Raw genomic sequence first — 12,093 nt, forward strand, 5'->3', positions numbered from 1 at the left:
AACCGGGTACATTATGCAAGCATTGCTGGAACACTTTATTACTCAATCCACGGTCTATTCTCTGATAGCCGTTCTGCTGGTCGCCTTCCTCGAGTCGCTGGCGCTGGTGGGGCTTATCTTACCGGGAACGGTGATGATGGCCGGATTGGGGGCGCTGATCGGCAGCGGCGAGGTTAACTTCTGGCAGGCGTGGCTGGCGGGGATTATCGGCTGTTTGCTCGGCGACTGGATTTCATTCTGGCTTGGCTGGCGGTTTAAAAAGCCGCTGCATCGCTGGTCTTTTTTGAAGAAAAACAAAGCGCTGCTGGATAAAACCGAACATGCGCTGCATCAGCACAGCATGTTTACGATTCTGATTGGCCGCTTCGTCGGGCCGACGCGCCCGCTGGTGCCGATGGTCGCCGGGATGCTCGATCTGCCGGTCGCGAAGTTCATCCCGCCGAATATCATCGGCTGCCTGCTGTGGCCGCCGCTCTACTTCTTACCGGGAATCCTTGCCGGGGCGGCCATTGATATCCCGGCCGATGAGAATAGCGCCAGCTTTAAGTGGCTGCTGCTGGGGGCGGCGCTGCTGGCGTGGCTGGCGGCGTGGCTATGCTGGCGGCTGTGGCGCAGCGCCAAAAGCGCTGGCGATCGTCTCACCCGTTTTCTGCCGCGTTCGCGCCTGCTGTGGCTCGCTCCGCTCATGGTGTGCGCCGCCGGCGCGGCGCTGGTGTTTGCCTTCCGTCATCCGCTGATGCCGGTCTATCTCGACATCCTGCATAAGGTTATTTTGCGCTAATTCCCAGCAGCGCCGAGGCGCTGCTGTTGCCGCTGAGCAGCGCGGCGGTCGCGCCATCCCAGGCAATGCGTCCCTCAGCCACGACCACCGACCGCGGCGCGATGCGCGCCGCATCTTCCACGCTGTGCGAGACCATCAACAGCGTCAGCTGCCGCTGCTGGCAGACGTCGGCAACCAGCGTCAGCATCTCCAGCCTCAGCGCGGGATCGAGCGCCGAGAAGGGCTCATCCAGCAGCAGTACCGGCTGCTGGCGCACCAGACAGCGCGCCAGCGCCGCACGCTGGCGCTGGCCGCCGGAAAGCTCGCCCGGCAGCCGCTCTAACATCGCGTCAATCCCCATCTGTCCGGCAATCGCCTGCAGATGGGCGGATTGATCCGCGTTCAGCTTGAGCCCCGGGTGCATTCCCAGCGCAATGTTCTGGCGGATGGTGAGATGGTTGAACAGATTATTTTCCTGAAACAGCATCGATACCGGACGACGCGCGGGCGGCGTGTGGGTATGGGGCTGGCCGTCGAGCGCGATACTGCCGCTGGCGGGCGTTAAAAAACCGGCAATCAGGTTCAGCAGCGTGCTTTTTCCGGCCCCGCTCGGGCCAAGAACCGCGATGCGCTCACCGCGTTCGACGGAAAGCGTAAAACGCATCGGCAGATGCTGGTAAAGCCAGGTCACATCATTCAGTTTTAGCATCGCGTCCCGGAAGTTTTTCAATCACGCTAAAGAGTAAAAAGCACAGCAGCAGAAGCAGAAGGGCGGTCACGGCGCCGTCCTGGCTACGGTAAGAACCAATTTGCTGATACAGATAAAAGGGCAGCGTACGGAAATCTTCGTTGCCGAACAGCGCCACGACGCCGAAATCGCCAATCGACAGCACGCAGGCGAAGGCCAGCGCCTGGGCCAGCGGCCGCTTTAAAGCGCGAAGCTCGACCACCCGAAGGCGGGTGAAGCCGCGCATCCCCAGCGACTGGCAGAGGGTGCCGTAGCGGGCGGCGATATCGCGCATCGGGTTTTCCAGTACCTTGAGCGCATAGGGGATTGCCATCAGCGCATTGGTGAAAATCACGATACCGTCGGCGGACTCGGGCAGGCCCACGCTGTTATTGAGCAACAGGAAGAAACCGGTGGCCAGCACGATGCCCGGCATGGCGAGGATCAGCATCCCGCTCAGCTCAAGCGCCTGACCGGCCAGAGGGTGACGGCGGGCGCGAAGCTCGCGGCTGCTCCAGAGCAGCATCATGGTAAGGATGACGCTTAAGAGCCCGGCGGCAAGCGCGATACGCAGCGACGTCCACAGCGCCTGCCATAGCGCCGGCTGATGCAGCACGCTCAGCAGATTGCTGTTCAGCCCGTCGCCTATCACCGCCAGCAGCGGCGGCAGCAGCAGTAAAAGCGCCGCGCCAATCAGCGCCGCGTCGCACAGCCGGCTGTACAGCCGGTCGTCGGGATCGCGCCAGCCGCGAATATGGCTGGCCCCGATGGCGAGGGCTTTACTCAGGCGCTGGCTAAGCAGCACCAGCCCGAGGCAGCAGACCATCTGAATAAGCGCCAGCATCGCCGCGCGCGCCGGGTCGTAGTCGAAATTAAGGGCCTGGTAAATCGCCAGTTCGATGGTGGTCGCCCGCGGGCCGCCGCCCAGCGACAGCACGGTCGCAAAGCTGGCGAAACAGAGCATAAAGATCAGCGCCGCGACCGGTGGAATTTGCCGGCGCAGCCACGGCCACTCGACCAGCCGGAAGAAGACGTAGCCGCGCATGCCGAGCTGGGCGGCGATTTGCCGCTGTTCGCCGGGGATATTTTCCAGCGTCTGCAGCAGCAGGCGCGTGGCCATCGGCATATTAAAGAATACGTGCGCCAGCAGGATCCCCTGTAGCCCGTAGGGCGAGAATTCCCATTGCCAGCCAAAAACGTGGCATAGCTGGGCCAGCCAGCCCTGACGACCGTAGACGCTAAGAATGCCGAAGACCGCCACCAGTACCGGCAGAATTAAGGTCATCGCGCAAAGGCGCAGCAGCAGCGTGCGCCCGGGGAAGCGCCGCCGGTACAGGGCGCGGGCGAGGAATATCGCCGGTAGCACCGAAAAAAGCGCGGAAAGGAAGGCCTGCCAGAAGGAGAAACGCACCACGTGCCAGAGATAGCTGTCGCGGATAAGCGCGTTCCAGGAGGTCTCCGGGGCGCTGAACCATAGCGCCAGAAAGGCGGCCAGCGCCACGACGACCAGCACGATGGCCGCCGTGAGTCCCGGCAGGAGCCAGCCGAAAGCTAGCGGCTGACGGCGCGTTGCCATGCGCTAATCCAGTTCTGACGTTCGGCGGCCACCTGTTGCGGTGTGAATTCGAGGGTCGTTTGCGGTTTCATCAGCGCGTCAAAGCCTGCCGGAAGCGCAACCGTCGTCACCGGATACATCCAGTTGCCGGTGGGGATCGCGTTCTGGAAGCCCGGCGATACCATAAATTTAAGGAACTTTTCCGCCAGCTCCGGCTGTTTGCTGGCCGCGGTGCGGGCGGCTACCTCAACCTGCAGGTAGTGGCCTTCAGCGAAGTTTGCCGCGGCGTAGTTATCTTTTTTCTCTTCGATAATGTGGTAAGCCGGGGAGGTGGTGTAGCTCAGCACCAGATCGCTTTCGCCTTTCAGGAACAGGCCGTAGGCTTCGCTCCAGCCCTTGGTAACGGTAACGGTTTTCGCCGCCAGCTTCTGCCAGGCTTCCGGCGCTTTATCGCCGTAGACTTTTTGCATCCACAGCAGCAGGCCCAGGCCCGGCGTACTGGTGCGCGGATCTTCATAAATCACCCGCCATTTTTGCTCGCCCTCAACCAGCTCTTTCAGGCTTTTCGGCGGATTTTTCAGCTTGTTTTTATCGTAAACAAAGGCGAAGTAGCCGTAATCGAACGGCACGAAGGTGTCGTTGTCCCAGCCGCCGGGCACGCTGACCGCGCTGGCCGGGACGCCGCTTTTGGCGAACAGCTTGCTTTGCGAAGCGGCTTCCAGCAGGTTGTTATCCAGTCCCAGCACCACGTCGGCTTTGCTGTTTTTGCCTTCCATTCGCAGGCGGTTGAGCAGCGAGACGCCATCTTCCAGTGCCACGAACTTCAGCTCGCAGCCGCAGTCGGCTTCAAAGGCTTTTTTAACCGCTGGGCCCGGGCCCCAGTCGGCGGAGAACGAGTCGTAGGTATAAACGGTGAGCAGCGGTTTGGCAAAAACGGGCGCGGCGACCAGCGCCAGCAGGGGGAGTAATTTTTTCAACACTTTGCACCTCAGAAAAAGGGGTGGCAAAGGATTTTGAGAGGGCCTCAAATCCCTTCGCCGGCGTTATCCGGATCAGGTTCGACGGGTATTTTCTCAGCCCATACGCTTTATCTTCGGGTTGCTTCTGCGCTAACCGCGCGTTGAGGCAACTTGAATGAGATTGCGTATGTTTATTAGCACCCCGTTGAGAACGGCAGTTAGTGTAATGATTTTGTTTGCCAACGGAAAGCATTACGGCTCCGGCGGCGCGAACCACGCGGACTTAAAGTCAAACCAGCCGAGCGTGTTCATGCGTACGCCGCGCATGCTGCGCTGCCCCTGGATCATCAGCCAGTGGTGGATCAGCGGCACCACGGTTTGATTGGCCAACAGCTGCTGACTCCAGGTGGCCGGGTTCAGCTCGCCCGCGCGCCAGCGAGCGGCGTCATGTTCCCAGTCGATGGGGATACAGTTGCGAATCAGCGGAACTTCATACAGCCAGGCAAACAGGGAGAAATCGATCGGCAGCGTAAAGTTGGCGCTGTTGAGCCAAACGTCGCTGACCACCTCCCCGCGGTGCCACTCCTGATACTCCAGCTCCTGGATCTCCAGCTTAACCTGATGCTCGGCCAGCAGCGTTGCCATGATCCCGCCCATCACGCGATGCTCGACGTGATCCTGGTAGTAGGTCAGCCTGACTGTCTCAAGGCCGGCAGGCTTCTCGCAGGCGTGGCTGCGCGCATGATGCCAGCGGGGCAGCAGGCCATACGCCGGGAACCAGTTGCCCTGATAGTGCTCGCCGGCGTGATAGAGCAGGTTAGCGGGCTGGAACACATAGCTTAGCCACTGGCGTACCGCGCTGTTACCGCCCAGCGGGCTGCGGGCGTCGAACAGCAGGTAATAACACCCCTCTTCCAGGCGGCTTTCCACCGCTTTTTCGCTTTGCGTGGTGCCCTGTAACGTCAACCCGCCGTTGGGTTCTTCGCTGATTTCCGGCAGGACCCAGACGTTCACTTCATCGATCAGCGCCCGGTAGCCGAAATAGTCATCGAAGGCGTGAATTTTGAGCTGATTCTGGTTATTACGCACAACCGAGTAGGGCCCGGTCCCCACGGGGATACTGGAGAAATTCTCCATCGTTCGCCACTCATGCGGAAGGATCATGGCCGGGACCTGGCTTAACAACCACGGCAGCCAGCGGTCGGGCTGGCGGAGATGAATGTCGAGGGTCCATGCGGTGGGAGAGTCGATGCGCTCAATATGAGAGAACAGCGGCAGGGCGTTGCTGCGCTGCAGAGAGGTGATGACATCTTCCATCTCCAGCTCTCGTCCATGATGAAAATGAATCCCCGGACGCAGAAAAAAGCGCCAGTGGGTGGGGGCGATCTGCTGCCAATGGTGAGCAATATCGGCCTCCAGTTCCCCATTTTCCTCATTTACCCGCGTCAGGGCGCTAAAAATCTGCCGGGCAATATGCGTTTCCGAGCGGCGCAGCGCGCTGCCGGGCAGCAGATTTTTCATCGGCCGATAGTAGAGCACGCGCAGGATATGCCGGCCCTGACGAAAGCTGCGGCCTAAATGGGAAACCAGCATTTGCCGGACGGCGGCTTTATCGCCAACCAGCTGCACCAGCTGATCGATTCTGTCCTGATCCAGCAGATCTTCCGCCCTCTGCTGCTGCAGGGCGAGACCGGTATAGAGAAAAGAGAGGCGGGAGCGCTTGCCGCGCCCGGCCTCCGCCTCCCAGGTCAGCCAGCCGCGCGCTTCCATCATGTTGAGTAGGGTACGCATATGGCGGCGCGAGCAGCTTAGCATCTCTGCCAGCGCATTCAGCGTGGTCTCCTGCGACTTGCCATCGCAGCACTGCCACAGGCGGATGAACTGCTGTTGTAAACGACCGGAAGACATAAAAGGGGAACTCCTGATAAAAACTCAGCAATTTATTACTTCCTATATTAAGTCAATAATCAACGTCGATGAAGCGAGGAGGTGAATATGATGGGGTCAACCATGAAACAGTTCTACCAACGCTACTTTTCTGCGACGCAGGATGCGTCCTGGCTGGCCCGCCTGATGGCAGGAAGACAGCAGAAAATGCTCGGCGAACTGATGCAGTGGGGAGTTACGTCGCAGACCTCTGATCATTGACTTGCAGACATCATGTGTGACTGAGTATTGGTGTTATACTCGTCGTCTTTCAAGCTGCAGGTGCGTTGGCTGCGCCCGCTCGCCCAGGCCACATAGTTATCTATGTTTCCAGGGACTTACGTTCTGGCCGCCTGCCCGCAACTCGAAATCCATAGAGTATAGAATCACCCGCCAGCAGAATACTTCTGCTGGCTTTTTTCGTTTTCTTCGCGTGCTTAAGGATATTTCATGCTGTGGTTAATGACGATGGGGCGTCGTCTAAACGGCGTTTACGCCGCTTTTATGCTTGTCGCTTTCATGATGGGGATCGCCGGCGCGCTGCAGGCGCCGACGCTCAGCTTATTCCTCAGCCGCGAAGTGGGCGCGCAGCCGTTCTGGGTAGGACTGTTCTATACGGTTAACGCCATTGCCGGCATTCTGGTCAGCCTGGCGCTGGCTAAACGCTCCGACAGCCGGGGCGATCGCCGGCGGCTGATTATGTTTTGCTGCCTGATGGCGGTGGGAAACGCGCTGCTGTTCGCTTTTAATCGCCACTATCTGACGCTGATTACCTGCGGGGTTATGCTGGCCTCGGTGGCGAATGCCGCGATGCCGCAGCTTTTTGCCCTGGCGCGGGAATATGCCGATAGCTCGGCGCGCGAAGTGGTGATGTTCAGTTCGATAATGCGTGCGCAGCTTTCGCTGGCGTGGGTTATTGGTCCACCGCTGGCTTTTATGCTGGCGCTGAATTATGGCTTCACCACCATGTTTTCGATTGCCGCCGGGATCTTTGTTATAAGCCTGGCGCTGATCGCCGTCAAACTGCCCTCGGTCGCCCGCGTTGAGCAGCCTTCGGAAGGCGCTGACGTGCTGGTGCAGGCCGGAGGATGGCACGATAAAAACGTGCGGATGCTGTTCATCGCCTCCACGCTGATGTGGACCTGCAATACCATGTATATCATTGATATGCCTCTGTGGATCAGCAGCGATCTTGGCCTGCCGGACAGCCTCGCGGGGATTTTGATGGGCACCGCTGCCGGGCTGGAGATCCCGGCGATGATCCTGGCGGGCTACTACGTTAAGCGCTGGGGCAAACGCAAGATGATGGTGACAGCGGTTGCGGCGGGCGTGCTGTTTTATATCGGTCTGATTCTGTTCCACGACCGCGTGGCGCTGCTGGTGCTACAGCTGTTTAATGCCGTATTTATCGGGATTGTTGCCGGGATTGGCATGCTGTGGTTTCAGGATCTGATGCCCGGACGGGCGGGCGCCGCGACGACGCTGTTTACCAACAGTATTTCCACCGGGGTGATTCTGGCGGGGGTGATTCAGGGCGCGCTGTCGCAAAGCTATGGTCACGCCAGCGTCTACTGGACGATTGCCGCAATTTCGCTGGTGACGCTGTTTATGACCAGCAGGGTGAAAGATATCTGAATCGCTCCCCCTGTCCCGGCAGGATGCCAGGACAGGGGCTGGACAGGTTATTTCAACACGATCCTTTTAATATCGCCGATAATAAAAACATACGCGATAACGCCAACCAGCGCGGTTAAACCGATATAAATCAGCGCGTAGAAAAAATTACCGGTCATGGATATGATAACCCCAATAATTAATGGAGTAATAATTGATGCCATATTAGCACAGAAGTTGAAGATGCCGCCGGTCAATCCGCCCATATTCTTCGGGGCAATGTCAGAAATAAGCGTCCAGCCGAGGCCAACCATACCCTGGCCAAAAAATGCAATCGACATAATAATAATGACTGCGGTGTTGCTATCGACCCAGTTAGCAATGATGATGCAGCTCGACAGTAGCAGTCCGGAAATAATTGGCAGCTTTCTGCTAATATTTACTGAGTTGGTTTTCTTTATTATTTTATCGGATACCCAACCGCCGAAAAAGATACCGATAGCCGCGGCCAGGAACGGCCAGGAGGCGAAGAAACCCACGTGAAGCCAGGGGAGGTGACGTTCGTTAGCCAGATAAGTCGGGAACCATGTCAGGAAGAAAACCAGCGTGGTGTTACCGGCAAATTGACCAAGGCTGGCGCCGATGATTTGCCGGCAGCACAGCAGACGTTTCGCATCATGCCAGTTGAAAGGGATATTTTCATTGACGGATGTCGTATTTTCTACGCCGATATACTCCAGCTCTTCTTTATTTGCCGTTTTTGATTCATGTGGCTCGTGATAAAACTTCCACCATACAAAAGTAAACGCAATACCCAACCCACCGGTCAGGAAAAATAGCGTTCTCCAGCCATGATGCTCCAGAATTAAAAAAAGGAGCGGAGAGAATGCGGCCAGGCCAATATATTCACCGACGGTGTAAGTCGCCGTTGCCCGGGCGCGTTCATGCTGCGGAAACCATTTACTGACGACACGGCTATTAACCGGGAAACAGGGGGCTTCGCTGATGCCTAAGCCTAAACGCAGCAGCAGCAGCGATTTTAGGCCGACAGAAAAGCTTTGCAGTAAGGTAAAGGTTGACCAGAAAAAAATAGAAAGCGCGTAGGTCAGCTTATTGCCGAAGCGATCGAGAAACATCCCTCCGGGAATTTGCGCCAGCGCGTAGGTCCAGGCGAAAGCGGAAAAAACGATCCCCATCATGGCCGGGTCAATATCTATTTCGCTCGTTAACTTGGGCGCAACAACACCTAAAATAGTCCGATCGAGATAATTTATCATCGTCCCTATCGATAGTAACATTAAAATTACAATTCGCGTTTTAGTTCGCTTTTGCGTGGCCGACGGCAAAATCGGCCGTTCCTGAGCATCGATCGTCCTCATAGTGATTTCCTTTAAAGTTTAAAATATTTTTGCATGAATTTATGCAGGCAAAAATATTCTATTTGACGTTGACACTATCGATGATAAGTCACGCTTTGTTACGGCTTCTGTGACATGGCATAACAATATTTGATATGACCCCGATATTTCTCCTTTTCGGCTCATCATCGATAGCCTGTATGGTATATTAGGGGCATGAGTTTTATTCTTATATTATACGAGCAAAAATAATGAACCTAAAGCAACTTTATTATTTTAAGCGGCTGGCAGAAACCGAGCACTACACTGAAGCCGCCTCCAGTCTTTTTATCACCCAACCCTCGCTAAGCCACGCCATATCTGAGCTAGAGAAAGAGCTTGGCGTGGCGCTATTTGCCAGGAAAGGGCGTAATGTCAAAATTACGCAGAATGGTAAGCGCTTTCTGCCCTACGTCGAAGATGCCCTGGCCTCATTAGAGAATGGCCGCATGACGTTGCAAAAAAATAGCGACGAGAACAAGGAGAATATTCGCATTGCGTTTATTTATACCATGGGCGAATATGTTGTTCCGCAGTTAATTAATAAATATTCCCTTTCACCATCTCGTCACAATGTGACATTTTCTTTTACTCAGGGAACGTCGTTAACGCTTCTGCAGGAACTGAAGGCCGGGAAAAGCGATCTGGCGATTTGTTCCTATATTGCGGATGAGCCTGATATCGACTTTATTCCTATTATTCAGCAGGAGCTGGTCGTGGTGACGGCAAAAGATCACCCTCTGGCCAGGCTCTATGAAAATGAAGTCGACCTGGTGGAGACTATCCACTATCCCTATATCTATTTTTCGGAAAATAGCGGGTTACGCCCCTTTATTGATAACGTATTTATGCAGCAAAAGCTGGTGCCGGATATTGCCTGCTACGTTGATGAGGATACGGCGATGGCGGGGCTGGTCAGTATTGATTATGGTATTGCGATTATGCCGCGAATTTCCGCGCTCTCGTATTACAACGTGCATATCCTGACGATTAAAAATGCGATTCCTCCGCGTTATATCTATCTGGCAACGATGAAAGAGCGGGTACTTTCTCCGGCGATTCAGTCATTTAAAGATGTCATTATTAATGACAGCCAAAAAATCCGCTAGCAACATCGCCCGGAGGGTGACCCCCGGGCGAAGTTTTATCAGGAAAGAATATCCATCAGTTCACGCAGTTGGGTAATGGCGATTTGCCCTGGCGCAGAAGCCTGGCCGACGGTACCGAAGGTCATTGCTGAACCGAACAAACGGCCGGTTACCCGGCTCACGCCGCCGGATTTACCCATCGACATGGTGATTAACGGCCGAGTCGCGTACTTCTCTTTCATCGTCAGGGTTGCCGAGAGCAGGGTCAGGACATCCTGCGGCGACTGCGGCATAACCGCGATCTTCGGCAGGTCAGCGCCAAGATCCTGCATGCGGCGCAGGCGGTAGATGATATCTTCCTGAGCCGGCGTTTTATGGAAATCATGATTGCTCATGATAACTTTGACGCCCGCAGCGTGGGCATCGCTCACCAGCGAGCGAATTTGCGCTTCGTCGTTGAACAGCTCGATATCAATCACGTCGGTCAGACCGCTAACGGCCGCCTGGCGATTCAGCTCAAAATAGGCTTCGTCGCTGATTTCCGTTTCGCCACCCTCTTTTTTACTGCGGAAGGTGAACAGCAGCGGGATCTCTTTCAGCAGCTGGCGAATCTCGCCCAGCGCCAGTAGTACCTGCTCCGTTTCTCTGACCTGGGTGAAGTGATCGACGCGCCACTCGATAATATCGGCTCCGGCGGTAGCCAGCGCGCGCGCGTTAGTCTGCAGCTCGGCGAGCGTTTTGCCGATCAGCGGTACGCAGATTAAGGTTTCCCCTTCCTGGAAGGTGATGTTTTTTACTGTTACTGCTTGAGTCATGTTGGTATCCATTATTCTTTTTGTCATTGACCATCAGGCGGTTGCTGCAACCCGGGATGTTTTTGCAGCGGCGCGAACCTGAAGCTGACGATAACCGATGTACAGGGCGATCACAAAGCCGACGATCGCGATCAGAAGATCGAACCACATAATGCTGGCGATACCCATCTTCGACAGTTTTGCCGTGATCAGCGGGATCGTAAAGCTGGCCAGACTTCCTGCGGTATAAAAGATCCCGGTGGCTTTGCCTTTTCCGTTCGGGAAGCTCATGGCCATAATGGTCGCGCCTATCTGCAGCACGCCGCCGGCGGCGGCAAAGCCGATGATAAAGGCGAAGCCGGTCACTATCATTGGCGTAGGGAACAGGCAAACGATCAGCAGTGACATCATCGACAGGAAAGTGTAAACGATCATGGCGACGGCCGAGCTAAATACCTCTTTGACAAAGGCCGCGGTGACGAACACGCACGTCAGGGAACCGGCAGTATAGACGCTCAGGAGTTTAATGGCCGACTCGTGCGGGATGCCGGCAACGAACTCGCCGTACTGCGCTAACCACTGGCTGACCAGATAAAAAGTCGCCATACCGATATAGCCGTACAGGGTAAAGATGGCCATATCCAGCTTGCCGGCGTTCGCCTGCGGGGCTACGGCGGCGGCCGACGATTTTTCTGCGGTTTCCTTTTTCGCCCGATGGTCCGGGAAAGGCATTTTTATCAGGTAGATAGCGCTAATAATCATCAATACAGCGGCGATGATAAACGACCATCCGTACCACATATTCGCCCAAATCAGCGCACCGATAATGAACGGCAGCAGGAACTGCCCGGCAGAGACAAAGGCTTTGATCAGCACATTTGCCCGGCTGGCGGAGTTAGGGAAAGACTCCATCAACGCCGGATAGGTTCCGGAATCGAGGAAGCTGTTTGCCAGACCGGCCATAATGCCGAAGAAGTAGGCCATATAAATGTTTTTCGTCAGTAAAATACCGAGGAAAAACACCAGATAGCTGGCGATGCCGAGATAGATAAAAGGTTTACGGCCAAAACGGTCGGACAGGAATCCTGTGACGATCGTGGCGAGCTTACCGATCCCGAGCGACGAAATGACGATGGAGACGCCGGCAGCGTCGGTTCCCCACTGTTCCTGCAGATTCGCCATATTGAGGGTGATTAACAAAACCCCCATGCCGTGGATCAGGTAGTTAAGATAGAGCCCAGCCGCCGTTGGGACATATGGATTTTTCATCGCG

General features: G+C 56.0%; 11 protein-coding genes and 1 riboswitch. Of the genes, 4 read left to right on the plus strand and 7 right to left on the minus strand.

Annotation, left to right across the window (positions count from 1 at the left end):
- Nucleotides 1–13: 13 nt before the first annotated feature.
- Entirely contained in the window at nucleotides 14–781 is a 768-nt protein-coding gene (locus CDA56_RS05585; RefSeq protein ID WP_014227902.1) for a DedA family protein, read from the plus strand.
- Here CDA56_RS05585 and thiQ read toward each other — a convergent pair.
- The 4 genes from thiQ to sgrR all read right to left on the minus strand — a co-directional run bounded on the left by thiQ (nucleotide 768) and on the right by sgrR (nucleotide 5,909).
- Nucleotides 768–1,469 carry a thiamine ABC transporter ATP-binding protein ThiQ gene (thiQ, locus tag CDA56_RS05590; RefSeq protein ID WP_014227903.1) on the minus strand — a complete coding sequence of 234 codons (702 nt, stop codon included), beginning with the start codon at nucleotides 1,467–1,469 and terminating at the stop codon, nucleotides 768–770. The two genes, CDA56_RS05585 and thiQ, sit on opposite strands and share 14 nt — an antisense overlap.
- Complete coding sequence (gene thiP / locus CDA56_RS05595) at nucleotides 1,453–3,063, minus strand: thiamine/thiamine pyrophosphate ABC transporter permease ThiP (RefSeq protein WP_025106479.1); 1,611 nt, start codon at nucleotides 3,061–3,063, stop codon at nucleotides 1,453–1,455. Before thiP ends, thiQ begins: the two co-directional genes overlap by 17 nt.
- Entirely contained in the window at nucleotides 3,039–4,022 is a 984-nt protein-coding gene (thiB, locus tag CDA56_RS05600) for a thiamine ABC transporter substrate binding subunit (protein ID WP_009654640.1), read from the minus strand. Before thiB ends, thiP begins: the two co-directional genes overlap by 25 nt.
- 31 nt (nucleotides 4,023–4,053) lie before the next feature.
- A riboswitch (TPP riboswitch) is annotated at nucleotides 4,054–4,216 on the minus strand.
- Nucleotides 4,217–4,253: 37 nt separating this feature from the next.
- Entirely contained in the window at nucleotides 4,254–5,909 is a 1,656-nt protein-coding gene (gene sgrR / locus CDA56_RS05605; RefSeq protein ID WP_025106480.1) for an HTH-type transcriptional regulator SgrR, read from the minus strand.
- 87 nt (nucleotides 5,910–5,996) lie between these two features.
- Here sgrR and sgrT point away from each other — a divergent pair, with 87 nt between their 5' ends.
- Together sgrT and CDA56_RS05615 are read left to right on the plus strand one after the other, a co-directional pair.
- Nucleotides 5,997–6,149 carry a glucose uptake inhibitor SgrT gene (gene sgrT / locus CDA56_RS05610; RefSeq protein WP_004098552.1) on the plus strand — a complete coding sequence of 51 codons (153 nt, stop codon included), beginning with the start codon at nucleotides 5,997–5,999 and terminating at the stop codon, nucleotides 6,147–6,149.
- Between the two features lie 228 nt (nucleotides 6,150–6,377).
- Nucleotides 6,378–7,562: a sugar efflux transporter gene (locus CDA56_RS05615; RefSeq protein WP_009654594.1), complete on the plus strand. Its 1,185-nt coding sequence runs from the start codon at nucleotides 6,378–6,380 to the stop codon at nucleotides 7,560–7,562.
- A 47-nt stretch (nucleotides 7,563–7,609) separates the two neighbouring features.
- Here CDA56_RS05615 and CDA56_RS05620 read toward each other — a convergent pair whose 3' ends face one another.
- A complete protein-coding gene (locus CDA56_RS05620; protein ID WP_025106482.1) occupies nucleotides 7,610–8,920 on the minus strand; it encodes an MFS transporter in 1,311 nt (436 codons plus the stop codon).
- A 230-nt stretch (nucleotides 8,921–9,150) separates the two neighbouring features.
- On the opposite strand from CDA56_RS05620, the gene CDA56_RS05625 reads away from it, so the two are divergent.
- Nucleotides 9,151–10,047, plus strand: a complete 897-nt coding sequence (locus CDA56_RS05625) for a LysR family transcriptional regulator (protein ID WP_014227908.1) — start codon at nucleotides 9,151–9,153, stop codon at nucleotides 10,045–10,047.
- A gap of 38 nt (nucleotides 10,048–10,085) precedes the next feature.
- Here the strand turns inward: CDA56_RS05625 and aroD are convergent, their stop codons facing one another.
- Both aroD and CDA56_RS05635 read right to left on the minus strand, forming a co-directional pair.
- Nucleotides 10,086–10,841 carry a type I 3-dehydroquinate dehydratase gene (aroD, locus tag CDA56_RS05630; protein ID WP_014837399.1) on the minus strand — a complete coding sequence of 252 codons (756 nt, stop codon included), beginning with the start codon at nucleotides 10,839–10,841 and terminating at the stop codon, nucleotides 10,086–10,088.
- 33 nt (nucleotides 10,842–10,874) lie between these two features.
- On the minus strand, nucleotides 10,875–12,089 hold the full coding sequence (locus CDA56_RS05635; RefSeq protein WP_064380143.1) for an MFS transporter: 1,215 nt from the start codon (nucleotides 12,087–12,089) through the stop codon (nucleotides 10,875–10,877).
- Between the last annotated feature and the right edge of the window lie 4 nt (nucleotides 12,090–12,093).

The sequence above is a fragment of the Klebsiella michiganensis genome (genome assembly GCF_002925905.1).
Taxonomy (GTDB): Bacteria; Pseudomonadota; Gammaproteobacteria; order Enterobacterales; family Enterobacteriaceae; genus Klebsiella; species Klebsiella michiganensis.